Annotated in this window: 24 protein-coding genes; 17 read left to right on the top strand and 7 right to left on the bottom strand. The window is 50.6% G+C overall.

The window, feature by feature from the left end; all coding sequences use genetic code 11:
* Positions 1-62 precede the first annotated feature (62 nt).
* Positions 63-443, top strand: coding sequence for a PilZ domain-containing protein (locus FIM25_RS09445; RefSeq protein ID WP_139448610.1), 381 nt, complete (start codon positions 63-65; stop codon positions 441-443).
* 10 nt (positions 444-453) lie between these two features.
* Here the strand turns inward: FIM25_RS09445 and tviB are convergent, their stop codons facing one another.
* The 4 genes from tviB to rfbB all read right to left on the bottom strand — a co-directional run bounded on the left by tviB (position 454) and on the right by rfbB (position 4,176).
* Positions 454-1,731: a Vi polysaccharide biosynthesis UDP-N-acetylglucosamine C-6 dehydrogenase TviB gene (gene tviB, locus FIM25_RS09440; protein WP_139448608.1), complete on the bottom strand. Its 1,278-nt coding sequence runs from the start codon at positions 1,729-1,731 to the stop codon at positions 454-456.
* 121 nt (positions 1,732-1,852) lie between these two features.
* On the bottom strand, positions 1,853-2,875 hold the full coding sequence (locus FIM25_RS09435) for an NAD-dependent epimerase/dehydratase family protein (protein WP_139448606.1): 1,023 nt from the start codon (positions 2,873-2,875) through the stop codon (positions 1,853-1,855).
* A gap of 16 nt (positions 2,876-2,891) precedes the next feature.
* Positions 2,892-3,026 (bottom strand): hypothetical protein, encoded by a 135-nt coding sequence (locus FIM25_RS17680; protein WP_281279317.1) that lies wholly within the window; start codon positions 3,024-3,026, stop codon positions 2,892-2,894.
* 79 nt (positions 3,027-3,105) lie between these two features.
* Entirely contained in the window at positions 3,106-4,176 is a 1,071-nt protein-coding gene (rfbB, locus tag FIM25_RS09430; protein WP_139448604.1) for a dTDP-glucose 4,6-dehydratase, read from the bottom strand.
* Between the two features lie 291 nt (positions 4,177-4,467).
* Here rfbB and FIM25_RS09425 point away from each other — a divergent pair, with 291 nt between their 5' ends.
* Complete coding sequence (locus tag FIM25_RS09425; RefSeq protein WP_139448602.1) at positions 4,468-4,866, top strand: VanZ family protein; 399 nt, start codon at positions 4,468-4,470, stop codon at positions 4,864-4,866.
* Between the two features lie 210 nt (positions 4,867-5,076).
* On the opposite strand, the gene FIM25_RS09420 is transcribed toward FIM25_RS09425, so the two are convergent.
* The 3 genes from FIM25_RS09420 to FIM25_RS09410 are packed head-to-tail and all read right to left on the bottom strand — an operon-like array spanning position 5,077 to position 7,753.
* Entirely contained in the window at positions 5,077-6,327 is a 1,251-nt protein-coding gene (locus tag FIM25_RS09420) for an IMP cyclohydrolase (protein ID WP_139448600.1), read from the bottom strand.
* Positions 6,328-6,329: 2 nt separating this feature from the next.
* Complete coding sequence (locus tag FIM25_RS09415) at positions 6,330-7,013, bottom strand: hypothetical protein (protein WP_139448598.1); 684 nt, start codon at positions 7,011-7,013, stop codon at positions 6,330-6,332.
* Positions 7,014-7,054: 41 nt separating this feature from the next.
* Positions 7,055-7,753 carry a hydroxyacylglutathione hydrolase family protein gene (locus tag FIM25_RS09410; RefSeq protein ID WP_139448596.1) on the bottom strand — a complete coding sequence of 233 codons (699 nt, stop codon included), beginning with the start codon at positions 7,751-7,753 and terminating at the stop codon, positions 7,055-7,057.
* 263 nt (positions 7,754-8,016) lie between these two features.
* On the opposite strand from FIM25_RS09410, the gene mraZ reads away from it, so the two are divergent.
* The 15 genes from mraZ to ftsZ all read left to right on the top strand — a co-directional run bounded on the left by mraZ (position 8,017) and on the right by ftsZ (position 24,808).
* Positions 8,017-8,466, top strand: coding sequence for a division/cell wall cluster transcriptional repressor MraZ (gene mraZ / locus FIM25_RS09405; RefSeq protein ID WP_139448594.1), 450 nt, complete (start codon positions 8,017-8,019; stop codon positions 8,464-8,466).
* A gap of 3 nt (positions 8,467-8,469) precedes the next feature.
* Entirely contained in the window at positions 8,470-9,408 is a 939-nt protein-coding gene (rsmH, locus tag FIM25_RS09400) for a 16S rRNA (cytosine(1402)-N(4))-methyltransferase RsmH (RefSeq protein ID WP_139448592.1), read from the top strand.
* A 44-nt stretch (positions 9,409-9,452) separates the two neighbouring features.
* Positions 9,453-9,710, top strand: a complete 258-nt coding sequence (locus FIM25_RS09395; protein ID WP_179953286.1) for an FtsB/FtsL family cell division protein — start codon at positions 9,453-9,455, stop codon at positions 9,708-9,710.
* Positions 9,694-11,457, top strand: a complete 1,764-nt coding sequence (locus tag FIM25_RS09390; RefSeq protein WP_139448588.1) for a peptidoglycan D,D-transpeptidase FtsI family protein — start codon at positions 9,694-9,696, stop codon at positions 11,455-11,457. The genes FIM25_RS09395 and FIM25_RS09390 overlap by 17 nt, the downstream gene beginning before the upstream one ends.
* Positions 11,454-12,959, top strand: coding sequence for a UDP-N-acetylmuramoyl-L-alanyl-D-glutamate--2,6-diaminopimelate ligase (locus FIM25_RS09385; protein WP_139448587.1), 1,506 nt, complete (start codon positions 11,454-11,456; stop codon positions 12,957-12,959). Before FIM25_RS09390 ends, FIM25_RS09385 begins: the two co-directional genes overlap by 4 nt.
* Positions 12,952-14,373, top strand: a complete 1,422-nt coding sequence (locus FIM25_RS09380) for a UDP-N-acetylmuramoyl-tripeptide--D-alanyl-D-alanine ligase (RefSeq protein ID WP_179953285.1) — start codon at positions 12,952-12,954, stop codon at positions 14,371-14,373. Before FIM25_RS09385 ends, FIM25_RS09380 begins: the two co-directional genes overlap by 8 nt.
* 6 nt (positions 14,374-14,379) lie before the next feature.
* Positions 14,380-15,459, top strand: coding sequence for a phospho-N-acetylmuramoyl-pentapeptide-transferase (gene mraY, locus FIM25_RS09375; RefSeq protein WP_139448583.1), 1,080 nt, complete (start codon positions 14,380-14,382; stop codon positions 15,457-15,459).
* A 9-nt stretch (positions 15,460-15,468) separates the two neighbouring features.
* Entirely contained in the window at positions 15,469-16,797 is a 1,329-nt protein-coding gene (gene murD, locus FIM25_RS09370) for a UDP-N-acetylmuramoyl-L-alanine--D-glutamate ligase (RefSeq protein WP_139448580.1), read from the top strand.
* Positions 16,794-17,912 carry a putative lipid II flippase FtsW gene (gene ftsW / locus FIM25_RS09365; protein ID WP_139448578.1) on the top strand — a complete coding sequence of 373 codons (1,119 nt, stop codon included), beginning with the start codon at positions 16,794-16,796 and terminating at the stop codon, positions 17,910-17,912. Before murD ends, ftsW begins: the two co-directional genes overlap by 4 nt.
* Complete coding sequence (gene murG, locus FIM25_RS09360) at positions 17,909-19,006, top strand: undecaprenyldiphospho-muramoylpentapeptide beta-N-acetylglucosaminyltransferase (protein ID WP_139448576.1); 1,098 nt, start codon at positions 17,909-17,911, stop codon at positions 19,004-19,006. The genes ftsW and murG overlap by 4 nt, the downstream gene beginning before the upstream one ends.
* A gap of 4 nt (positions 19,007-19,010) precedes the next feature.
* Entirely contained in the window at positions 19,011-20,396 is a 1,386-nt protein-coding gene (gene murC, locus FIM25_RS09355; protein ID WP_139448574.1) for a UDP-N-acetylmuramate--L-alanine ligase, read from the top strand.
* Entirely contained in the window at positions 20,380-21,315 is a 936-nt protein-coding gene (gene murB, locus FIM25_RS09350; RefSeq protein WP_179953284.1) for a UDP-N-acetylmuramate dehydrogenase, read from the top strand. Before murC ends, murB begins: the two co-directional genes overlap by 17 nt.
* Positions 21,296-22,150, top strand: a complete 855-nt coding sequence (locus FIM25_RS09345) for a cell division protein FtsQ/DivIB (protein ID WP_246052119.1) — start codon at positions 21,296-21,298, stop codon at positions 22,148-22,150. Before murB ends, FIM25_RS09345 begins: the two co-directional genes overlap by 20 nt.
* A gap of 30 nt (positions 22,151-22,180) precedes the next feature.
* Complete coding sequence (gene ftsA / locus FIM25_RS09340; RefSeq protein ID WP_139448568.1) at positions 22,181-23,407, top strand: cell division protein FtsA; 1,227 nt, start codon at positions 22,181-22,183, stop codon at positions 23,405-23,407.
* 174 nt (positions 23,408-23,581) lie between these two features.
* Positions 23,582-24,808: a cell division protein FtsZ gene (gene ftsZ / locus FIM25_RS09335; RefSeq protein ID WP_139448566.1), complete on the top strand. Its 1,227-nt coding sequence runs from the start codon at positions 23,582-23,584 to the stop codon at positions 24,806-24,808.
* Positions 24,809-24,841: the final 33 nt, after the last annotated feature.

The raw sequence follows: 24,841 nt of genomic DNA, 5'->3' as shown, positions 1-24,841 counted from the left end.
CAATAAAAATCTATAACCACCATGAAACGGCTATGGTATTAAACGATAAACAGGATCTCCAAATGAAAACCCTTCCCCCCGCAGGCGCTGAAAGGCGCAAACACCCAAGATTCAGAGCCCTTCCCAATACGGTTGCCATTCTTAACTCAAATCCCATACGCATCGGGCAGGTTCTTGACATCAGCGATGATGGCCTTTCATTTTCCTATGTATCCAACCTGCATTGGCCAGCCAAATCTCCGGACACCAACGAAGCTCTAATACTGAGCTGTAAAAATCTCTACTTCCGGCTGCAGTCTCACCAGTACTCCATTGTTGCAGACCAGAGTTTTGAGCCAGCCATGTCCTTCTCTCATATTCCCATCCGCAGAATGTCTCTTATATTATCCAACCTGAATCCAAAAGAACAAGGGATGCTTAAAGAATACCGCAGGAATGGCTGAAGAACCAGTTTCATAACCTCAGATCTGCCTCTTCTGCCGTCAGGACATACTTCAGATCATAGAGAACATGATCCTTTCTGCCCAAAGACCGGATGGCTGTAGACCCCATCTCCCGGAACTGCTGATGGGCTACGGCAAGAATAACACCGTCATAGAGACCCTGTTCAGGGCTTGTCACGGTACTGATGCCGTATTCTTCAAAAGCCTCTTCCGGATTCACCCATGGATCATACACATCCACATTCACGCCGTAATCGGAAAGCTCCTGCATAATATCAACGATGCGGGTATTCCGCAGATCCGGGCAGTTTTCCTTGAAGGTCAGCCCCATTATCAGCACCCGTGACCCGGCCACATGGATACGCTTTTTCATCATGGCCTTTACAAGCTGGGAAGCCACGTATGGTCCCATGCCATCGTTGATGCGCCTGCCCGCCAGAATCATGGCAGGATGATAGCCTATGGCCTGAGCCTTATGGGTAAGGTAGTAGGGATCAACACCAATGCAGTGACCACCCACCAGACCGGGCCGAAAGGGAAGAAAATTCCATTTGGTGCCTGCGGCTTCCAGAACGGCCTCCGTGTCTATCCCCATTTTATTAAAAATGAGTGCCAGCTCATTAATAAGGGCAATGTTCACATCCCTCTGGGTATTTTCTATGACCTTGGCGGCTTCCGCCACCTTGATGCTGCTGGCCTTGTGGGTACCTGCGGTGATGATTTCCCGGTAAAGGGCATCCACCAGTTCCGCAACCTCCGGCGTGGAGCCTGCCGTCACCTTTTTGATGGTGCTGACCCTGTGTTCCTTGTCTCCGGGATTGATGCGCTCCGGGCTGTAACCTGCGTAAAAGTCTTTATTAAAGACAAGGCCTGAAAATTTTTCCAGAACAGGCACACAGACTTCTTCCGTGGCTCCGGGGTAAACGGTGGACTCATAAATGACAATGTCATCTTTTTTCAACACACGGCCTATGGTTTCACTGGCTTTGACCAGCGGGGTAAGGTCCGGATTTTTGTACTCATCTATGGGTGTTGGAACCGTCACAATAAAGACATTGCATGCATAAAGCTCCTTTGGATCTGCCGTGAAGGATAAAAGGCTGGCCTCAGCCATTTCATCTTCACTGACTTCAAGGGTATGATCTTTTCCGGTGCGCAGCTCTGCAATGCGCTTTTCATTGATGTCAAAACCCAGAACACTTCTTTTTTTGCCGAATTCCACGGCCAGGGGCAGGCCCACATATCCAAGGCCCACAATGGCCGGTTTAAAATTGTTAAAGGTCAGCATCATATCTCCTGCTCAAAAGTATTTTTATACGAAACATCTCAACGGCGATCTGTTATAGGGGTACCCTTTAAGGGGACCAGCAGCTAGATGCAAGGTCGAACCCTGTACTCTTCACCAATAACTACCCTTTCTTGCCCACATACCACGGCATGGCTTCCAAAATACCCTCCCGAATGGTAAAGGCAGGACCGTATCCCAGAAGTTTAGCAGCCTTTTCTATATCCGCCTGGGAATGGCGCACATCCCCTGCCCTGAAATCCCTATACACGGGCTTTTGATCATAATGAATGCCATTAGTCTTCAGGGCTTCTGCCAGATAAAGAAAAAGCTCATTAAGGGTGGTTCTACCACCTACGGCAACATTATAAACCTGATTTTTTACCCCATCCTCTGCCACAGCAGCCAGCAGATTGGCCTGCACCGCATTTTCAATGAAGCAGAAATCCCGGCTAGTTTCTCCATCCCCGTTAATATAAACCGCATCACCTGCTATCATGGCCGCCGTCCATTTGGGAATAACAGCGGCATAGGCTCCGGCAGGGTCCTGACGTTTTCCAAAGATATTAAAATACCGCAGACCAATGGAATGAAAACCATAGCAACGTGAAAAAACATCGGCGTAAAGCTCATTCACATATTTGGTGACAGCATAGGGAGACAAAGGCTTTCCAATGGTATCCTCCACCTTGGGAAGTCCCGGATGATCTCCGTATGTGGAGCTGGATGCGGCATAGGTAAAGCTTTTAACACCCGCATCCCGTGCAGCCACAAGCATGTTCAGAAAACCATCTATGTTGGCCCTGTTGGTTGTTATGGGGTCTTCAAGGGATCTTGGGACAGAACCAAGGGCTGCCTGATGAAGAACATAATCAACATCTGTACAGGCCCTTCTGCAGGTATCCGGATCACAGATATCCCCTTCAATGAATGAAAAGGCCTGCCACTGCTCTTTTGAAACAGATGCCTGCACCTCATCCAGATTATACCTGTGGCCCGTGGCAAAATTATCCAGACCAACAACCCTCTGATTGAGCTTTAAAAGGGTTTCAAGGAGGTTGGAGCCTATAAAACCCGCAACCCCTGTAATGAGCCAGGTGCGGGGTGAAGCAGCAAGTTTTTCCTTACAAGAAATATAAGATGACATAAATACCCTTTTAATTTTACCGTCCAATGGCCTCATAGATCCAGCCTGCAGAGTGCAGACGCTCCGGCTCATAGAGGTTGCGGCCATCCACAAGAATTCTGTTTTTCAGGCGGATTTCCATCTCATCAAAATCAGGCGCCCGCAGCACCATTCACAATTATTTTCATCGGAACATACCTTTCAAAAACCCATCCATTGTCTTAAAGGGAGGTCATTTTTCAGGACAATTTCTACCCCAGCCTCTCAAGCTTATAAGCGCCACTGAGTACGCGCTTCCACCATTTTTCATTTTCAAGATACCACTTCACAGTCTTTTTCAATCCGGTTTCAAAGCTTTCTTCGGGCTTCCACCCCAGTTCCGCAGCTATCTTCCCGGCATCAATGGCATACCTGAGATCATGGCCGGGTCTGTCCTTCACAAAGGTGATCAACCTCCTGAAGCCTTCCGAATTTGTGCTTTTCCGGCTGCGGGGGTTTTCCGGAGCCATTTCTTCCAGCAGATCACAGATTGTTTCCACAACTTCCAGATTTCTCTTTTCGTTATTTCCACCGATGTTATAAGTTTCACCAATCTGGCCCCGGCTCAAAACCAGATACAGGGCGCGGGCATGATCTTCAACATAAAGCCAGTCACGGATCTGCTGTCCGTTTCCGTAAACAGGCAGAGGCCTGCCGTGCAGGGCATTGAGGATCATGTGGGGAACAAGCTTTTCCGGAAAATGATAAGGGCCATAATTATTGGAGCAGTTTGTGATAAGAACTGGCAGACCATAGGTTCTGTTCCATGCCCGTACCAGATGATCGGAACTGGCTTTACTGGCCGAATAGGGAGAACTGGGAGCATAGGGGGTGTTTTCCGTAAAAAAAGCCTGAGGGTCTTCAAGATCGCCGTATACCTCATCCGTGGAGATATGATGGAAACGAAAGGCAGCCCCGCGCTCCGTCTCCAGCCCCGTCCAATAGGATCTGGCTGCCTCCAGAAGATTATAGGTTCCCACAATATTGGTTTCTATAAAGGCGGCCGGGCCATCTATGGATCTGTCCACATGGCTTTCTGCGGCAAGATGCATCACTGCATCGGGCCTGTGGGTTTCAAAAACCCGCACAAGCTCCACTTTGTCACAGATATCAACCTGTTCAAAAACATATCTGGAGCTCCGGGAAACTTCTGCCAGAGATTCCAGATTGGCAGCATAAGTCAGTTTATCCACATTGACTACACTGTCACTGGTATTGGCTATAATATAACGGATAAGTGCAGACCCGATAAATCCCGCACCACCTGTAACGAGAATTTTCATGTACAATATCCCTCTGCCGGTCAGAAAAAACCAATCCCGGCTGTTTTATAAAAAGACATCCCTGTTGCCAGCTTCCTATTGCTGACAAAAATAAAAAATGACATTCAATGGATCATTGGCATACAATCTGGTTTTGATAATAGCAAGAATTTTATCAGGATGATATATTGGTGCATTATTATATAAGGTATAGTAACAATTCGCTGGTCAGGAGCATCAGCACATTGTACAGAAGAAGCCTTATCGTACCAGACTCCATGTACCAGAAACCCATACCCGCAAGAGACAGATTTGAAAAGATTTTTTAAAATTTCAGCGGACATCCTTGCTGCAACAGGTATTCTTCTGATCATGGGTCTGATAGCAAGCAAGTACAGTCAGCAATATCAGAGCATTGCCATGCAGGCTGAAAACTTTGCGGGAGGATATCAGGTGCTGCATCGTATGGTCGGGGGTACCCTGGCGATCTGCCTTGCCTGGCTGCTGCGCATATACCGGAGATCCATAGCAAAACAGGGGCTGCTGTTTATTCTGATACTCTTCTGCTATGCCTTTGATGAATGGCTGCAAAGCCTTGTACCCCATCGGCATGCAAGCCTTGATGACTTTAAGAATTCGGCTGCAGGCTGGTCAGTAGCTCTGATATTATGGGCCTCCATTTTCTGGATCAGGAAAGTGCGGATAAAATAAAACCTGCCCACGGAAACTCCATGGACAGGCCCTATATCCTCAATAAGCTCAGATAAGACTGATTCCGGGATTGAATGTACCCGGAAACTGGCCCCTCTCCTCCGATCCACAGGTTTGGTAGCAAGCCCCTGGCTTCGAGAGCATCAGCCACCGGCCGGAGAGAGAGAGAGAGGGGTAAAAGCTCTCTTCATTTCATAAATCAGACTAAAATCAGTGTTTAAAGCTGCGCTGACCCGTAAAGACCATGGCGGCATCATATTCATTGCAGGCTTCAATGGACTGATAGTCATTCATGGAACCACCGGGCTGAATTACCGCAGAAACGCCCTCCTTCAGGCCAACGTCAATACCGTCCCTGAAGGGGAAAAAAGCATCGCTTACCATGGAAGAAGCGATAAGGCCGCCCTTTTCCGCAGCCACACGGGCATCAATCTCCGCCTTTTTATCTTCATCATCCATGAGGTTATAGCCCTTGCCACATGCTTCAAAACAATAGCGATCGGCAAGCTTTTTATAGGCCTTGTCCCTTGCTATTTCCGCAACCCCAACCCTGTCCTGCTCACCCGTACCAATTCCCACCGTAACTCCGTCCTTCACATAGATAACAGAGTTGGAGGTGATGCCGGACTCCACAAGCCAGCCAAAAAGAAGATCCTCATATTCGGCTTGGGTGGGTTCCCGCTTAACCCTATAGGTCTGCCCCTTGTAATCACAGACCGCTGGCAGGAGATCTTCTTTTTTCAGGGCGGTCGGAACAAAACTCCACTGGGCCACCAGACCGCCATCCATCAGGCTCTTAAAATCCACCACAGGCTGACCCACAAACTCATGCAGCCTTGCCATGTTAGCAATACGGATCACCCTGAGATTCTTTTTAGCTCCCAGAATATCCATAACACCGTCTTCAAAATCCGGGGCCACCACCACTTCGGCATACTGGGCAGCAATGGCCTCTGCAGTGGCTTTGTCCACAGAGCGGTTAAGGGCAATACATCCGCCAAAGGCAGCGATGCGGTCGGCCATATAGGCTTTGTGGTAGGCCTTTTCCAGGCTGGCATCCTTTGCCACACCACAGGGATTGTTGTGCTTGACAATGACCACCGTCGGCGTGTCAGTAAAATAGCGAAGGATGTTCAGGGCATTGTCCGCATCGGTTAAATTGGTCTTTCCGGGATGTTTGCCGCTCTGGAGCAGCTCTATATCCGAGACAAGGTATTTTCCCGGCTGAAGGGTCTGGGTCTGCCCTAAAATAAGATTGCCGTTAACAAGACGATAAAGGGCCGCCTCCTGACCGGGATTCTCCCCGTAACGCAGTCCCTTCAGCACATCATCAATGGCCCATGCCACCTTTTCATAATAAAGGGTCTGCCTCTGGGAGCCCTCCACAAAGCTGATTTCCATGGCAGAAGAAAAGGCATCATCCATTACGGTTTTATACATTTTTTTCAGATCCTGACTCATACTCACACGCTCCGGTAACAGGGATTGACATCCGTAGAAAATTCAAGGTTTCCAAGATAGGCGGCAATGGCTGTATCATAGGCCGCCGTATGGGCAAAGGCCTTTGCGGCCATACGGTACCTGAGGGCCAGTGTGGTCTGACCTTCATTTTTACGCAGCTCTTCCACCAGAGCGGCATAATCTTGAGGATCAACAACCGGCGTAACTCTGATAAAATTTTTGGCCGATGCCCGGATCATACAGGGTCCGCCTATATCAATGTTGGCTCTGGCATCCTCTGCCGTAACACCCGCCTTTGCAACGGTCTCCTTAAAGGGATAGAGATTGACCACCGTCATATCCAGAGGAACCGCCTGAGTACGTTCAAGGTCTGCTCCATGGCTTTCATTGTAGGTTTCCGTTAAAAGACCCAGATATATTTTAAAGTCCAGGGTTTTGACAAGCCCGCCCTGGGTTTCCGGCTGTCCCGTATAATCAGAAACCTGAACAAGGGAACCTTTGGCCTTATCCCCCAGAATACCGGCAATGTACTGAAAGGTACCTCCTGTCGAATAAAAAACCACTTCCGGATTCACATCCATAAGTCCCTTGACCAGTATATCCAGATTTGTTTTATCCGACACACTGACCAGCACCCGCCTTACCTTCACCTGTGAATCAATCTGATCCACCCTGTTAACCGTCATATACACTCCTGATATTTAAGCTTTAAAAAAAATTAAGTTTATCAATAAAGCTCCATGATACTGTGCCAGCGTGCCCGTGCCGTGTCTGCGGCAAGGCCCCGGCTGACAAGAAGCTTCGTCATCACAGGATCATTGTAGCGCAGATAGGGATTTACCCGCATCTCATCCTTAAGGAGCGAATAAACATGCTCCGGATCAATACCCGAAAGAAAAGAATCCAGAAAGGGATTTTCCGGCTCTATGCTCTTTGCAAAGGCCACCGCTTCCCTCACATAGTCATGGCCTGCGTACACCCTTGTGGTCATGGGAAGGGCCAGAATCTCCTCAATGCTTTTAAAAAATGCATCCAGATCACCGGAGAAACAATTGCCCACGGTTCCGTTAAAAAGGGTGTCCCCGGCAATCAGGCAGTCCTCTGCAAAAAAGCATACTGAATCAAGGGTATGGCCCGGCGTGGCAAAGACCCGGACAAAGGTCTCACCCAGATGAAAACCACCCTTTAGCGCCAGCTCCCCATGGTGAAGGAGAGGGGCTCCCGCCTGCCCGGCAAGACCTTTGTTGCCCTGCACATGATCCGGATGGCCATGGGTGGCCGTCACTCCCACAAGGTGCAGTCCCCGTTCGGACACCTTCTGTAAAATGGCATCCACAGCACCACCGTCTATGGCCAGCGCTTCTCCACCTTCTTCCAGAAGATAGGCAAAATTGTCTGAATTGTAACGAAACTGATGAACCAGCATAAAAACCTCCCCGCTTCAGGCCGCAGCCATTAATATTTTTCATGACCATACATTTTTTCATTATCCTTGGAAACAGACAGAAAGACAACAAGAAGATAAAGACTTAAAATAATTTAAATTTTTTCTTGAAACACCCCCTGTGATTACTAGCAGAAAACCATTCAGACTCCATAGACATCAAGATACATCCTTGACCTTTTTTGATTTTATTGTAGTCTTATGGCGCAAAGTGGGGGAAAGTGGAACACTAAAAAGGAGAAACAATGTTCCGGGGCAGTTCCACACACAAACTCGATCCAAAGGGTCGCATATCCATACCCACCCGTTTCCGGACGGTGATGGATAAGGAAGACTGCCCCGGCCTGATGCTTTCGCGCATGGATCAAAATATTGTCGCCTACACCTATTGTCAGTGGGAAAAAATCGAGCAGCGCATCCTTAGTCTTGCAGAAAAAAGTGACGCCATGCGCCGTTTCAGGAGAGTTTTTGTGGGCGGCGCCCACGATTGCCCCCTGGACAGTCAGAGCCGAATTCTTATTCCTCCATCTCTGCGCAGTTACGCCGGTCTTGAAAAAAATATTGTACTTGTCGGAGTGCTGGATCATTTTGAAATTCTTTCCGAAGAACAATGGGCCAGAGAAACCGAGCTACTGGAAACAGATATGGAAAATGATGACACCTTACGGGCTGAAATTGCCAGACTTGGACTCTGATTCATGGATTTTCACCATATCTCATGCATGCCCGATGAAGTACTTACCTTTCTGCAGGGAAAGGAAGACGGAATTTATGTGGATGCCACCCTGGGGGGCTGTGGCCATGCCAGACGAATTCTCACAGAAATACCCGGAAGCCAGCTGATCGGGATTGATCAGGACCCCCATGCAGTTGCCCATGGTAAAGAGGCCCTTGCGCCTTACGGCAGCAGGGCTTCCATAGTCCAGGGAAACTTTTCCGGTATAGGAACTTTTCTGGATGAGCTGGGCATTGATGCTGTGGACGGTATTCTGGCGGATCTGGGCCTGTCTCTGTATCAGCTGGAAGCCAGTGGCAGGGGTTTCAGCTTCAGGGGAAACGAACCTCTGGATATGCGCATGAACCCGGCATCTCCCCGCAGTGCTGCCGATATAGTAAACAATGAAAACGAACAGGCATTGAAAACCCTTTTCCGGGATCTTGGGGAAGAACGGTTTGCTGGTCCCATAGCCAGGCGCATTGTGCATATGCGGGAAGAAAATTCCATAGAAACAACAGGTCAGCTGACAGAAATTGTACGCATGAGCATACCGGCAAAGCATAGGGCAAAACAAAAAATAAACCCGGCCACCAGGGTATTCATGGCCTTAAGAATTGCCGTCAATGAGGAACTGGAAAAACTGGACTTATTTTTAAAAGAAGCCCCCTTAAGGCTCAAACCCGGTGGAAAAATGGTTGTATTAAGCTTTCATTCCCTGGAAGACCGCAGGGTAAAGCAGGCCTTTCGCAATCTGGCCTTTCCCTGCATCTGTCCACCGGATTTTCCCATATGCAACTGCGGCCATAAGGCAGACTTCCGTCTGCTGACATCAAAGGCCGTTAAGCCCGGAGAAAAGGAAGTTCTTGCAAACCCCATGGCCCGAAGTACCCGCCTGCGGGCTTTGCAGCGACTGCCATGAACCTTAAATCCTACACCCCGGGTGCAGCAGCCTGGATCTTTCTTTTGAGTATTTCTTTTATCATTTTCTTTGGTGCCACCTGGATCCGAACACAGTGTACCAATCTTAATTTTTCCATCAGCCAGATCCGGACAGAAAAAGCAAGGCTGGTGACACAAAAACGGAACCTTGAAATAGAACAGGCACGGCTGCGCTCACCGGAACGCATCCGGAACCTTGCTGAAAACCGGCTGGGGCTTTCCATACCCAAACCCGAAAACATCATTGATCTCAGCGGAACTGTCCATGAAAAAGGTCCATAAACCCACATTTGCGAAACAACGCTTCCAGCTGGTGGCCCTTATCTTTTCGCTTCTTTTTCTGTCCGTTGCAGGCAGAGCTTTCCAGGTTCAGGTGCTGCATAAGGACACCCTCGTCCAGAAGGCCGAACGGCACTTCAGAACCGCTTCGGTTTTTCATGGTAAGAGGGGAAGCATTCTGGACTCAAACGGCTCACCCCTGGCCGTCAGCATGGAGGCCGCCAGCATTGCCATACGACCGGACTTTTTTCCTGACAGAAATGCAGCTGCAGAAGGAATTGCCCGAATACTGGGAAAAACAACATCGGAAATTATCCCCCTCTTTGCCGAAGACCGCTTCACATGGCTGGCCAGAAGAATCCGTCCGGAAACCGCAGAGGAAATCCTTGAATTCGGAAAAACCCTGAACATGAATGCCAGCCAGAGGCGGATGGCCATTCAGGTCTTTACGGAAAACAGCCGTGCATATCCCAACCGTGAAATGGCAGCCCAGGTCATCGGTTTTACCGGAACCGACGGTGATGGTCTGGAAGGACTGGAACACAGGTACAATGATCTGCTCAAGGGCGGTGCACAGAACATGAGCATTATCCGGGACGGCAGAGGCCGGTGGTTCAGCGAAGAATCTTCCCTGCCACAGGTGGAACCCGGTAAGGATATTGTACTGACCCTGGATAAAACCCTCCAGCACATAACGGAATCCGCCCTCCACGAAGCAGCAGGACGATCCGATGCCGCCGCAGCCATAGCCGTTGTTCTCTGTCCTAAAACCGGGGATATCAGAGCCATGGCCCATTATCCATCCTTTAATCCCAATGATTTCGGACGCTATCCCAGAAATTTCTGGAGAAACCGTGCGGTGAGCGAACCCTTTGAACCCGGCTCAACCACCAAGGTTTTTCTTGTGGCCGGTGCCATAGAAAACAACTATATACGTCCGGACTCCATCTATTACTGCGGTAACGGCTCCTATCGCATCGGCCGCGTGACCATACGTGACACAAGGCCCCATGAGTGGCTTTCCGTCACCGAGATTCTGAAGTTTTCCAGCAATATCGGCTCCGTAAAAATTTCTGAAGTAATGGGAGAAAAAGCCCTGTACGACACCCTGAAAACCTTCGGCTTCGGAGAAAGAACAGAAATTGAGGCTCCCGGAGAGACCCGGGGACTTCTCCGGGACTGGCAAAGATGGAGAGCAGTGGATACAGGCAATATTGCCTTTGGTCAGGGCTTTTCTGCTTCTGCTGTTCAGCTGGCCGCTGCTGCGGGGGCCATAGCCAACAAGGGAGTCCTTATGCAGCCCAGGCTTGTCCGGGAAATCCGGGATTCCGTCACAGGAGAAGTCGAAGTCATTCCCCCCAGAGCCATACGCAGGGCCATTTCCCCTGAAACCGCTGCCATAGTAAAAGAGATGATGGCCACCGTGACCCAGACCGGCGGCACCGGTGTAGCAGCAGCCCCAAAGGGATACCGTGTGGCAGGCAAAACAGGAACTTCCCAAAAAATTGAACCCGATGGCAGCTATTCCAGAACCCGTTTCATGGCTTCCTTTTTAGGGTTTGCTCCACTGGACGACCCGGCCCTCGTAATTATGGTCATGCTGGACGAACCAAGACGCAGCTACTATGGCGGAGTCGCTGCTGGCCCTGTTTTCCGGACCATCGTATCCGAAGGCCTTGCCTACATGAACATTCCACCGGAACCGATGGGTCCCATCACCACAGCCATGGCACAGGGGGGACACCCATGAAGGTTTCTGATCTTTTCTCTCCCTGGGAGAAAAACGAAAATACCCCCTTCATCCTGAAAGAAAAGCCTCCGGAAAATCCGGACATCCGGGGGATTCACTATAGTTCAGACAAAATACAGCCCGGAGATCTCTTTGTCGCAGTTCCGGGTTTTACAGCAGACGGTCACAGCTTTGCCCGGCAGGCTGCCAAAAATGGAGCTGCTTTTCTGGTTGCAGAACGCCCGGTTCCCGAAGCCGGTCTTCCCACAGCCATTGTCAGCGACAGCCGCAAAGCCCTTGCCGCCCTCTCTGCTGCCTTTTATGGTTTTCCTGCAGAAAATCTCACCCTCATCGGCATTACAGGCACCAATGGCAAAAGCACCACTACCCATATTATTGAACAGATACTGACCCATGCAGGTCATGCCACAGGAGTGATGGGTACCATAGACTGGCACTATCCCGGTCACAGGGAAGCAGTATCCACCACCACACCGGAATCCAGAGATCTGCAGGCCAGACTGGCAGCCATGAGGGACGCCGGAGTGACCCACGTCATTATGGAGGTTTCCTCCCACGCCATAGACCTTGGCCGGATTGACCATAGCCCCTTTGATGTGGCCGTGTTCACCAACCTCAGTCAGGATCATCTGGATTACCACGGAAACATTGAAAACTACTGGAACTGTAAAAAAACCTTCCTTGAAAGTATTCTGGATGGCCGTTACGGTAAAAAGGATGCCAGTCTTATACTCAACGTTGATGATCCACGGGGAGAAAAACTCCTCAACCAGTGTATTGCCAGCACCGGAGGCAACCGTCTTCTTTCCACGGGTCAGCACCCCGATGCCCTGATACGCCCCGGCAATCCCCGCTTTTCTCTTTCAGGCATCCGCTGCACCATTTCAACACCGGAGGAAGCCATTCCCGTAAACTGTCCCCTGGTGGGTGCCTTCAATCTGGAAAATATCCTCGTAGCCACAGCAGCAGCCCTTGCCTTAAAAGTTCGGCCTGAAATCATTAAAAAAGCCCTTGAAAGCCCCTTAAGTGTACCGGGCCGCCTTGAACCGGTTTCTGACCCGAAGGGCCGCTTTATCTTTGTGGATTACGCCCACACGCCGGATGCCCTGAAAAAAGCACTTACAGCCCTTAAAAAATCTACCCCTGGCCGCCTCATTGTGGTATTCGGCTGCGGCGGTGACAGGGACAGAACCAAGCGTCCCCTCATGGCAGGCATTGCCGCAGACAATGCCGACTTCTGCGTCATTACCTCGGACAATCCCCGCAGCGAAAACCCTGAAGCCATTATACAGGATATTATTCAGGGTATTCCCGAAGGTACCCCGCTTCTTGTGGAAAAGGACCGGGAAAAAGCCATCCTGGAAGCCATTGCCATGGCAGGCCCCGGTGATACGATTCTCATTGCAGGCAAAGGCCATGAAAACTATCAGATTGTTGGAGATAAAGTTCTCTCCTTTGATGACAGAACCGTCGCCCGGAAAGGAGTACTCTTCCATGCCTGAAACCCGACCCTGGACATGTGAAGATATTCTGGATGCCACCGGGGCTGTCCTCCTTTCAGGCAAAGGGGACAGAATATTTTCCGCCATTGCAACTGATTCCCGTAAGAATCTGCAGAAGGCTCTTTTTATTGCATTAAGGGGAGAAAACCACGATGGTCATGATTTCCTTGAAAAAGCCCTGAGCGGAGGCTGCACAGGCATTCTCATGGAAAAGAGCCGCTGGCAGGAAGCGAGCCCATTTTTAAGAAATGCGGGTCTTTCTGTTTTCGGTGTGGATGATACTGTTAAGGCCCTGGGCCAGCTGGCCCGCCACCGCCTTTCCCTGTTCGGTTCAAAGGTGCTGGCTGTCACAGGCTCCAACGGAAAAACCAGCACCAAGGAAATGCTGGGCTGCATTTTCCGCAAGGCCGGTTCCTGTCTTGTAACGGAGGGTAATTTCAACAATGAAATCGGACTGCCCCTGACCCTCTTCCGGCTGGAACCCCATGATGACTGGGCCATTCTGGAGCTTGGCATGAACCATCCCGGAGAAATGGAAAGGCTTTCTGCCATCTGCCAGCCGGATATGGCCATCATCACCCGCATTGCTCCTGCCCACCTGGAGGGGCTTGGCTCCGTTGAAGGAGTTGCCAGAGCCAAGGGAGAAATCCTCAGCCATATGAAAAAGGGCGGCCTCATCCTGATTAACGGATCAGACCCCAATTCAAAGCTTATACCAATGAAAGAAGGCATTGATATCCTGCGCTTTGGCAGGCAAGAGCACTGTGATTTTTACATGAAAGACCTCCAGTGCCATGCCATGGGCAGCTCTTTTACGCTTCACAGAAAAGACAAGCCCCCCCTTGCCATTACCCTGATGGTGCCAGGTGCCATGATGGCGGAAAACGCACTGGCAGCCGCAGCGGCAGCTTTAAACGCCGGTATACCTGAAGATCTGGTTCAAAAAGGCCTTGCATCATTCAAAGGTTTCACAGGCCGGTTTCAGCCCATTGCAACCCCAGCAGGCTTTACCATTATCAATGACACCTACAATGCCAACCCAGACTCCATGGAAGCGGCCCTGAGCCAGGCAGTCCGCATGGCAGACCCGGGCAGGTGCTTTGCAATTCTGGGCAGCATGGGAGAGCTGGGAGATGATGCAGCATCCCTGCACCGCCATGTGGGAATTCTGGCTGCCCAAAAAGGTATACATGCCCTTTATACCTGCGGTCCCCACGGAAAAGACTTTGCCGAAGGAGCCCGCAGTGCCGGAATGAAAAAGGTTTTCTGCAATGATAAAGACCAGCTTGCAACAATGCTCTTTCCGGAACTGAAACCTTCAGACCGGGTTCTTGTAAAAGGTTCGCGTTCCATGACCATGGAAAGCGTTGTGGATCAACTGTTACAGGCTGCCCGTACAGCTCAGGGGAATTAAACATCCATGCTCTATCACCTGCTTTATCCTCTGCATACCTGGCTCTCTGCACTGAATGTATTCCGGTACATCAGCTTCAGAACCATCTATGCCACCATGACCGCACTGCTGATCTGCATTCTGCTGGGACACTGGGCCATAAAAAAACTGAAATCCATGCAGGTGGGCCAATATATACGGGAAGAGGGGCCAAAATCCCATCAGAGCAAGGCAGGCACCCCCACCATGGGCGGCCTTCTAATTCTGTTTGCCATCACAGTATCCACCCTGCTCTGGGTAGATCTCAAAAACCTGTACCTCTGGATTGCCCTGCTCACCACCCTGGGATTCGGACTCATCGGTTTTATTGATGACTGGCTTATGCAGGTGAAAAAGCACAACACAGGCCTTTCCTCCACCAACAAATTTCTGCTGCAGGTTCTGCTTGCCCTACTGTCATCCGTACTCATTTATCTAACACCGGATTTTGATACCCGTGTTACCTTTCCCTTCTTTAAAAATTTCAGCCCGGATCTTGGCATAGGCTATATTTTCTTTGCCACCTTCATTATTGTGGGTGCCTCCAATGCAGTAAACCTTACCGACGGCCTGGATGGACTGGCCATTGGTCCTGTGACCATAGCCGCCGTCACCTTCACCATTTTTGCCTATATTGCCGGACACTGGGGACTTGCCTCCTACCTTCAGGTACCCTTTGTCAACGGTGCAGGAGAACTGGCCATCCTCTGCGGAGCTGTAGCCGGAGCCGGCCTTGGCTTTCTCTGGTTCAACAGCCATCCTGCACAGGTCTTCATGGGGGATGTGGGTTCCCTGCCTCTGGGAGCCTTTTTAGGGGTGGTTGCAGTCATCACCAAACAGGAACTGCTCCTCGTGATTGTGGGCGGTATTTTTGTCATGGAAGCGGTCTCTGTAATTCTGCAGGTGGGATATTTTAAAATGACCGGGGGAAAGCGGATTTTTCGCATGGCCCCCCTGCACCACCATTTTGAACTGAAAGGGTGGAAGGAATCCAAAATCACCGTAAGATTCTGGATTATTGCCATTATTCTGGCCCTTGTGGCCGTCAGCACCCTCAAGATACGTTAAGGATCAAAAATGCCTTCTTCATCGTCCTTTAAACATGCCATCGTCGTAGGACTCGGTATTTCGGGTATGGCCGCAGTGCGCCTTCTCAAAAGCCAGGGCTACCGTGTTACGGGCATGGACGAAAGGGCCGGCGAAACAGGCGCTCCGGAACTCTTTGAGCGCTTCATACCCATGATTTGTCCCGACACTCTCCTGGAAGCGGATCTTATCATCCTCAGCCCCGGTTTTGATCCCAACCGGCCTGAACTTAAAAAGGCCAGGCTCAAAAAAATTCCCATTATCGGAGAGATGGCCCTTGGCCTGCGGCAACTAAAGACTCCCCTTGTGGCAATAACAGGAACCAACGGCAAAAGTACAGTCACCGAACTTATCGGTGCCATGCTGACAGCTTCGGGCAAAAAGGTTTTTACGGGTGGCAATCTGGGACTTCCCCTCTGCGATTTTGTTCTTCAGGGATGCCCTGCGGACATTGCCATACTGGAAGTTTCCAGTTTTCAACTGGATACACTGGAATCCTTTACACCCGATGTGGCCGTACTCCTGAATATCAGTCCGGATCACCTGGACCGCTACCCGGATATGGCAGCCTATACCGCATCCAAGGCAAGAATTTTTAAGGATATGAAAAAGGGTATTGCCGTTCTCAACCACGGAGATTCCCAAGTCCGGGCCATAGGAGAAAAACTGCCCCTTACCATACACTGGTATGACAGAGAAAATGCAGGAATTGCCATCCGGGAGAAAAATCTCATCCTTGAAAACGGCAAAGTTCTTGATTTAAGCAATTTTCCCCTGCCCGGTCGCCACAATCTTGAAAATCTGGCGGCAGCCATGCTGGCGGCAAAGGCCGCCGGTGCAACTGAAAAAGGTATGGAAAATGCCATTGAAAACTTCCAGGGCCTGGAACACCGCATGACACCGGCGGGCAGCATCCATGGAATTGCCTGTTACGATGACTCCAAAGCCACCAACATGGACGCCGTATGCAGAGCACTTTCCGCCTTCAACCGTGAAGTGGTGCTCATCATGGGCGGCAGGGACAAGGGCGGAGATTACAAAACCATGGAAGAAAGTGTGCGCAGCCATGCCAGAGCTCTTATTCTCATGGGCGAAGCCAGCGATACCATTGAACAGGCCCTCGGCCATATGGTTCCCTGCATACGGGCAAAGAATATGGATGATGCTGTAAAAAAAGCCGTTCAGAATGCGGATGCCCAAACTCCCATTCTTCTCTCACCTGCCTGTTCCAGCTTTGATATGTTCAGAAATTATAAAGAAAGGGGAATGCAGTTCCGCGAAGCTGTGGCCCGCCTTGCCACAGAGGAGGTGCTTCCATGAAAGAAGGTTTCGACCGCAGGGGAAAATTCAGGGAGGACCCCTGGCTCTGGACACCACTGCTCATACTCATGGCCACCGGCCTTGTCATGGTTTACAGTGCCAGTGCATCAAGGGCTGCTCTGACCTTTGGTTCAGAATACCATTTCCTCTTCCGCCAGGCCATTTATATGGTTGCAGGCCTTGCTGCCCTCTTTATTTTCCGAATATTTCCCTACCGTTTTCTGGCAGGACTGGCCTATCCCATTCTGGCCCTTTCTTTTCTTTTTCTTGCGGCAGTTCTTTTCAGCGATTATGGACATAGAGCAGGCGGTGCCCAGCGGTGGCTGATCCTTGGGGGCCTCAGTTTTCAACCTTCAGAGTTTGCCAAATATGCCCTCATTATTTACCTGGCCTACTCCCTTAACAAAAAACACGAACAGATTAAAAATTTTACCATTGGTTTTCTACCCCACTTTGTTGTATTTTCTTTCTTCGCTATCCTGCTGATACAGCAGCCGGATTTCGGGTCCATTCTGATTCTCATGGCCCTTGCCTGGATTCTCATGTTTCTGGCCGGTGTCCCCCTCCTCCATCTTGCCTGGCCCGTTATTCCTCTGGGAGCTTTCTTTGCCTGGATTGTGTACACAGCTCCCTACCGCATGCGCAGGATCTTAAGCTTCACAGACCCATGGGCCCATGCTCAGGATGAGGGATATCAGGTATCACGGGCTTTGATGGCCTTTGGCAACGGCGGGCCCTTTGGCCAGGGTCTTGGGAATGGGCGCATGAAAATGGATTATATCCCGGAATCCCATACGGATTTCATATTCGCCGTCATCGGGGAAGAAACGGGACTCTGGGGTGTCTGCATGGTCCTTGCACTGTTTGCCGTTCTTTTCTGGCGCAGTATGCAGGTGTCCATGGCCGCACCTGACCGTTTCGGTCTATATCTTGGCACAGGCATTGCCGTGGCCCTTGCCATGCAGGTTCTTATAAATACAGGCGTAACACTGGGGATGCTGCCCACAAAGGGACTTACCCTGCCCTTTCTAAGTTATGGCGGCACATCCCTTGTGGTCAATCTCGCTGCCATGGGCATTTTAATGAACATTGCCGCATCAAGGAGCAAGGCATGAAAGCAGAAAACAATACCCGACGCCTTCTCATTGCCGGTGGCGGAACCGGGGGGCATCTTTTTCCGGGCCTTGCCGTTGCCGAAGAATTCCTTGGCCGGTCTGAAAAAAACAGGGTTCTTTTTGTCAATGCGGGCAGACCTCTGGATCATAAAATCCTAAATTCACGGGGAATGCCCCACCGGACCATAGCCATTTCCGGTTTTAAGGGTATGGGATTTTTTCATAAAATCAAAGTGCTGGGCAGTTTTCCCCTGGCCGTGAAAAGAGCTGTGGATATTCTGCGTAGCTTCCGGCCCCAGGTACTGCTTTCCGTTGGCGGATACAGTGCAGCGCCTGCAGCTCTGGCTGCAAAAATGATGGGCATCCCCATACTCATCCATGAACAGAACAGGCTGCCCGGTCTCACCACACGGATGCTAAGCTCCATGGCTGCCGAAGTACACGTATCCTTTTCCGGTACACCTCTTCCGCTGGCGGACAATAAAATCCGCATAACAGGAAATCCTGTGCGTCGGGAACTGCTGTCATGCCGGAAAAAAAGAAGGAAAGCAGGAGACAGCCTTAATCTGCTGATCCTCGGTGGCAGTCAGGGGGCAAGGGGACTTAACCAGGCTGTCTGTAAAGCACTTCCCATGCTGAAAGACCTGCCCATAAAGGTAGTTCATCAGACGGGCACCGCCGACTTTGAAGAAGTCAGACAGCATTATAAGAAACTGGAGATAAGAGCTGATATTTTTCCCTTTATCGAAGACATGGTTTCCTGCTATGCAGGGGCAGATATTCTACTTTGCAGATCGGGAGCCACAACGGTTGCAGAACTTGCCGCCGCTGGACTGGGAGCCATTTTCATCCCCTTCCCCCATGCTGCGGACAATCATCAGTATTATAATGCAAAAGCCATGGCAGAAGCTGGTGCAGCCGTAATTTTTGAAGAAAACGAACTGACATCTCAGCACTTAGCCACAACTCTGACCCATTATGTAAAATACCCGGATATCACTGAAAAAATGGCCGGGGCGGCCCTTGGCCTTTCCCGGCCTGATGCTGCAAAACACCTAACCAGCGCCATTATGGCCCATATGTCAGGGATATAATTTCATGTATCAAAAAACCTATCATATCCACTTTGTGGGCATTGGCGGCATTGGCATGAGCGGAATTGCCGAACTGCTTCTCAACCTTGGTTACCGGGTGTCAGGCTCAGACCTTGTTTCTTCGGATATTACCCGCAGACTGACTTCTCTGGGCGGTCACATTTTCAAAGGACATGAAGCCAGCCAGGTGGACGAAGCCGATGTGGTGGTTATTTCTTCGGCCATAGGGAAAGACAATGCGGAAATTCTCCGGGCAAGGGAAAAATCCATACCCGTCATCCCCAGGGCAGAAATGCTGGCAGAACTCATGCGCCTGAAATACGGTGTTGCCATTGCAGGTGCCCACGGCAAAACCACCACCACCAATCTCATGGCTGCGGTTCTGACAGAAGGTGGCCTGGACCCCACCATTATTATCGGCGGTAAACTGAAAAGCTCCGGCACCAACGCCCGTCTGGGTGAAGGGGATTTTCTTGTGGCTGAAGCGGACGAATCCGACGGTTCCTTTCTCCGCATGAGTCCGGCCATCGCCGTTGTGACCAATATTGATCTGGAACATCTGGATCATTATAAAGATATTGAAGAAATTAAAGATGCCTTTACTGAATTCATCAACAAAATACCATTTTATGGTATGGGAGTTATCTGTCTGGATAATGAACATGTACAGAACATCATCCCCCGCATAGGAAAACGCTTTGTAACCTACGGTCTTTCCAGACAGGCGGATTACCGGGCAAAGGATATCCGCAATGAAGGCATGAAAAATCATTTTACAGTACTGCATCATGGCAGAATTCTGGGAGAAATCACCCTGAATCTTCCGGGTCGGCACAATGTTACCAACGCACTGGCAGCCATTGCCACAGGCTGCGAACTATCCATTGATTTTGATCAGATCCGCAGAGCCCTGGAACAGATTTCAGGCGTTGCCAGACGCATGGAAATCAAAGCTGAAATCAATGGCATCACCATTATGGATGATTACGGTCATCATCCCACGGAAATCCGGACAACCCTTGAAGCAGTTCGGGAAAGTTATCCGGACAGACGCCTCGTTGTTGTTTTTCAGCCCCACAGATACTCAAGAACAGCTGCTCTCTTTGATGATTTTACGAGGGCCTTTTATGAATCCGATGCCCTTTTCATGCTTCCCGTGTACGGAGCTGGTGAATCCCCCATCGAGGGAGTCACGGGCGTGCGGCTCTGTGAGGGTGTCAAGGCCCATGGGCACAGGCAGGTTGTCTGCGTGGCAGAAAACAGAGATCCGGTTCCCCTGATTCAGGACTTTGTGCAAAAAGGTGATGTGGTCCTGACCCTTGGTGCCGGTAATGTATACAGAACAGGTGAAATTCTGGCGGAGGTGCTTACCCGTGCAGCAGCAGCCTGACTATCATAAGCTTATATCAAGATTTCCCGGTATTTTTCGGGAAAACGAAGCCCTTGCTGCCCACAGTCGTTTCAAAGTGGGGGGACCTGCGGATCTTTTCTGCTGCCCGGAAGATATCCACACCCTGACAGCAATCATGGCCTCAGCAAAACAGGCTGATATCCCCGTATTCATCATGGGAGGAGGCACAAACCTCCTCATTCGGGACGGTGGTCTCCGGGGTCTTGTCTTGAGGCTGGGTAATGGATTCAAATATATCCGTACCGAAGGCCGACACCTCATTGCAGGATGTGCGTCCAAACTTCCAAGGGCCTGTCTCCATGCCGCAGGCCAGGGACTTACCGGGCTTGAAAGCCTTGCTGGCATCCCGGGAACCGTAGGAGGGGCCATTGCCATGAATGCAGGAACGGCGGAAGGAGCCGCCTGTGAGCGCCTGGAAAGCCTTACGGTCTGTGAAAAAAATGGTCATATACACACCCTGAAGCGGGAAGACTTTTCCTTCGGATACCGTAATTTCCATTGGAAGGACGGCACTCCTGTGGAAAACCGTATCCTTCTTGAAGCCAGCTGGATACTGGACACCGGTGATGCCGGACTTCTGAGGCACAAAATCCGGTCATCCCTGATACGGCGCAAGGCCAGCCAGCCTGTGGATGCAGCATCTGCCGGGTGCATTTTTAAAAACCCCCTGCCCGATCTTCCCGCAGGACGCCTCATTGATGAAGCAGGACTCAAAGGAGTGCAGCAGGGTGGGGCCATGGTTTCCAGAAGACATGCCAACTTCATTGTTAATAGGGGAAAAGCCCAGGCCGCAGATATTCTTTCCCTGATGACATGGATACAGCAGGAAATCATGGAAACCCATGGAATTGCCCTGGAAAGGGAGGTCCGCATTGTCGGTGAAAATACGCCATTCTGAAGGCTTTTCCGAAAGAAAAGGGCGAAAAAAAACAAAGCCCAACCGCAGAATCAAAGACCCTGTGACATCTCCACTGCGTCTGGGGACAAAAAAAATCTTTCCATGGGTATGGCGCAGCGCAGCCCTTATGGTGCTGAGCCTTGTGTTGATTTTTATCCATGATACAGCAACACAGTCGGCTTTTTTTGAAGTCAGGGATATCCGGATCAAAGGAAATGGACAAATCGACAGTAAAACCATACTGGAGCAGGCTGCCATTCCTGAAAACAGCAATATACTTAAGCTTAACCTTCGCCTTGTCAGGCTAAAGCTGGAAAGCCATCCCTGGATCCATCAGGCAGCCCTGAACCGGAAACTTCCCGGTTTACTTGAAATAGAAATAAAGGAAGAGAAACCCTTTGCCATACTCAGCCCCACCTCTGACCGGAATACAGCTTTCTGGGCAGACAGCACCGGAAGGATTTTCAAGGAAGTCACAGAAGAGGACCCCAAAGACTATGCGACCATCATGGGGCTGCCTCTTCTGGATAAAAAAGAAAATGCCCTGTGGTTTGGAAGGGCAAAAAATCTTCTCGCACTCCTGCAAAGTCCAGCCCATCCGCTGCTTGAAAAGGATACCGGTTTTTTGCTCTGGGTGGACCCTGACCTCGGCCTGGGACTGGCCGATACGGAAATGGCGGCACAAATTTTCTTCGGTTTTTCCGATTATGCGGAAAAAACCCGGAGACTTCGTATCCTGCTCCAGTACCGGAAGGCGCAGGATCAGACCGAATCCATGGATACCATCGATCTCGTCCGGCCTGACCGGGTGGTCGTTATACCAGCTTCAGCCTGAAGGCCTGCTGGCAGAAAAAAGGAGGGACGCGTGAACACAAACGGCGACATCATTGTAGGTCTGGACATCGGCACCACCAAAATCTGCGCCGTGGTGGGCGAGGTATCCGGCAATGAAATCCACATCATCGGCATTGGAACCCATCCCTCCACCGGATTGCGAAAAGGCGTGGTTGTTAATATTGACGCCACGGTTTCTTCCATACGCAAGGCCGTGGAAGAAGCCGAACTCATGGCTGGCTGCGAGATCAGCCGGGTTTATGCCGGCATTGCAGGGGGACACATCACCGGCTTCAATTCCCACGGCATCATTGCCATTAAAGGTCCGGAAGTCACAGAGGCGGATGTGGAAAGGGTTATAGAGGCTGCCAGAGCCGTTGCCATCCCCACGGACCGGGAAGTCATTCATGTTCTGCCCCAGGAGTTCATTGTGGATGACCATTTTGGCATCCAGAACCCCGTGGGCATGGCAGGGGTCCGCCTTGAAACCAAAATTCATATTGTCACCGGTGCGGTGGCATCTGCCCACAATATTGTCAAATGCTGCAACAAGGCAGGCCTTGAGGTCATTGATATTGTCCTTGAATCCCTTGCATCCGGCGAAACGGTTCTTTCTGCCGAAGAAAGGGAGCTGGGTACAGCCCTCATGGACCTCGGGGGCGGAACCACAGACCTTGCCGTCTTCTCGGGTAACAATATCCGCCATACCTTTATCCTTCCCTTAGGTGGCAACAACCTCACCAATGATATTGCCATCGGACTGCGGGCCCCCATTGCCGATGCCGAACGCATCAAAATTAAACACGGGACCTGTCTTTCCGAAGAAATAAGCCCCGATGAGGAGATTGAGGTTCCGGGCATGGCAGGCCGGGAATCCCGGAAACTGCCCCGTCAGATTTTAGGAGAAATCATAGAGCCCAGAGCAGAGGAAATTTTCAGCCTGATCAAACGGGAAATCTACCGGGCTGGCATGGAAAGCCATATTTCTTCCGGCATTGTACTCACCGGTGGGGGTGCCATGCTCCATGGTATCACAGAGCTTTGTGAGTCTTTTTTCAATCTGCCTGCACGTATCGGAAACCCCAAAGGTGTGGGCGGCCTTAAGGATGTGATTCAGGATCCCAATTTTTCCACCGCCGTAGGACTGGTTCTTTACGGAGCCAGACAGGATGAAAACTCTCAGGTGAAAGTAAAAGAAAAAGGTGCCTTTGCCGGGATTCTCGCAAAAATGAAAGAATGGTTTAAAAATGCCATCTGACTTCTGTCTAACTGAACTACCTTACAGGCAGTTGCACAGGCACCGGAACTAAACTGTTGAAATTTAGCCATCCTTATCCATTAAGCCAGACAGAAGGCAGAGGTAAGGCTACCAGCATAATTTATGTATACAGATCTTTTTGAAATCCAATTGGGACCGAAAAAAGGAGGGGATATGAGTTTTACCTACGTGGAAAATGAAAAAACTGCAAAAATCAAAGTAATCGGTGTCGGTGGTGCCGGTGGCAACGCCATCAACAACATGATTGACGCCAATCTCCAGGGGGTCAAATTCATTGCAGCCAACACCGATGCCCAGGCCCTGGACACTTCCAAGGCTCAGGTAAAAATCCAGCTGGGTACCACCCTGACAGAAGGCCTTGGTGCCGGAGCAAACCCCAGTGTGGGCCATGAAGCTGCCACGGAAAGCGAAGCGGAAATCCGGGAGGCTCTGAAGGACAGTCACATGGTCTTCATCACCGCAGGCCTTGGCGGAGGTACAGGTACAGGAGCCGCCCCCGTTATTGCCCGTATTGCCAAGGAACTGGGTGCCCTCACCGTTGCCGTGGCCTCCAGACCCTTCAGTTTTGAAGGGAAAAAACGCCTGCGTCAGGCGGAAGAAGGTCTTGAAGAGCTGAAAAATGTTGCAGACACCGTAATCACAATCCCCAATGACAGACTCCGGGGTATTGCCCACAAAAATGCCCGCATGGTAGATATGTTTAAAAAAGCCGATGAGATTCTCCACCACTCGGTCAAAGGAATCACCGACCTCATCATGGTACCCGGCCTTGTGAATCTGGACTTTGCCGATGTGCGCACCACCATGAGCAAGGCAGGAATGGCACTCATGGGCATAGGTATTGCCGAAGGAGAAAACCGGGCTGTGGAAGCTGCGGAAAGGGCCATCAGCCATCCCCTGCTGGAAGACATATCCATAGCCGGGGCCAAAGGCCTTCTCATGAACATCACCTCCACCAGTGAACTCACCATGGATGAAATGACAGAAGCCATGGACCGCATCTACGAAGAAGTGGGCGATGATGCGGAGATCATCTGGGGCCATGCCATTGATGAAACTCTGGGGGAAGAACTTCGCATCACCGTCATTGCCACGGGTATCGGCAGCAAAGAAGAAATGCAGGTCAGGGCTGCCAATGTCATCCCCCACCGCAGCCACAGCAGCCGGTCATCAAGCCCGTCCACCCGTGGAAAAATCCGGGATCTGACCCCCGATGATCTTGAAAATCCGGGACTTCACGATACAGGCATTATCCAGAGGAAAAAAGCTTCGGGAGATGACAGCTCCGCTTCCATGCAGGATATTTCTGAAATCAGAAAAGGCAGCATTGACAGGGATGATCTGGAAATTCCCACTTTTTTGCGCCGCAAGGCAGACTGAGCTTCCGGGATCTGCTACAGGATTTTTTTAAAA

The organism is Desulfobotulus mexicanus (genome assembly GCF_006175995.1).
Classification (GTDB): domain Bacteria; phylum Desulfobacterota; class Desulfobacteria; order Desulfobacterales; family ASO4-4; genus Desulfobotulus; species Desulfobotulus mexicanus.
The sequence above is the reverse complement of the archived record's forward strand: the minus strand, read 5'-3'. Positions and strand labels throughout refer to the sequence as shown.

Coding starts and splice junctions, on each gene's coding strand:
- FIM25_RS09435 (WP_139448606.1), bottom strand. CDS start 2,875: ATGTCATCTTATATTTCTTGTAAGGAAAAACTTGCTGCTTCACCCCGC.
- FIM25_RS09410 (WP_139448596.1), bottom strand. CDS start 7,753: ATGCTGGTTCATCAGTTTCGTTACAATTCAGACAATTTTGCCTATCTT.
- FIM25_RS09390 (WP_139448588.1), top strand. CDS start 9,694: ATGAAAAAGGTCCATAAACCCACATTTGCGAAACAACGCTTCCAGCTG.
- murC (WP_139448574.1), top strand. CDS start 19,011: ATGTATCAAAAAACCTATCATATCCACTTTGTGGGCATTGGCGGCATT.
- FIM25_RS09385 (WP_139448587.1), top strand. CDS start 11,454: ATGAAGGTTTCTGATCTTTTCTCTCCCTGGGAGAAAAACGAAAATACC.
- ftsW (WP_139448578.1), top strand. CDS start 16,794: ATGAAAGAAGGTTTCGACCGCAGGGGAAAATTCAGGGAGGACCCCTGG.
- FIM25_RS09380 (WP_179953285.1), top strand. CDS start 12,952: ATGCCTGAAACCCGACCCTGGACATGTGAAGATATTCTGGATGCCACC.
- mraY (WP_139448583.1), top strand. CDS start 14,380: ATGCTCTATCACCTGCTTTATCCTCTGCATACCTGGCTCTCTGCACTG.
- murD (WP_139448580.1), top strand. CDS start 15,469: ATGCCTTCTTCATCGTCCTTTAAACATGCCATCGTCGTAGGACTCGGT.
- rsmH (WP_139448592.1), top strand. CDS start 8,470: ATGGATTTTCACCATATCTCATGCATGCCCGATGAAGTACTTACCTTT.
- FIM25_RS09420 (WP_139448600.1), bottom strand. CDS start 6,327: ATGAGTCAGGATCTGAAAAAAATGTATAAAACCGTAATGGATGATGCC.
- rfbB (WP_139448604.1), bottom strand. CDS start 4,176: ATGAAAATTCTCGTTACAGGTGGTGCGGGATTTATCGGGTCTGCACTT.
- ftsZ (WP_139448566.1), top strand. CDS start 23,582: ATGAGTTTTACCTACGTGGAAAATGAAAAAACTGCAAAAATCAAAGTA.
- FIM25_RS09415 (WP_139448598.1), bottom strand. CDS start 7,013: ATGACGGTTAACAGGGTGGATCAGATTGATTCACAGGTGAAGGTAAGG.
- FIM25_RS09445 (WP_139448610.1), top strand. CDS start 63: ATGAAAACCCTTCCCCCCGCAGGCGCTGAAAGGCGCAAACACCCAAGA.
- FIM25_RS17680 (WP_281279317.1), bottom strand. CDS start 3,026: ATGGTGCTGCGGGCGCCTGATTTTGATGAGATGGAAATCCGCCTGAAA.
- tviB (WP_139448608.1), bottom strand. CDS start 1,731: ATGCTGACCTTTAACAATTTTAAACCGGCCATTGTGGGCCTTGGATAT.
- mraZ (WP_139448594.1), top strand. CDS start 8,017: ATGTTCCGGGGCAGTTCCACACACAAACTCGATCCAAAGGGTCGCATA.
- murG (WP_139448576.1), top strand. CDS start 17,909: ATGAAAGCAGAAAACAATACCCGACGCCTTCTCATTGCCGGTGGCGGA.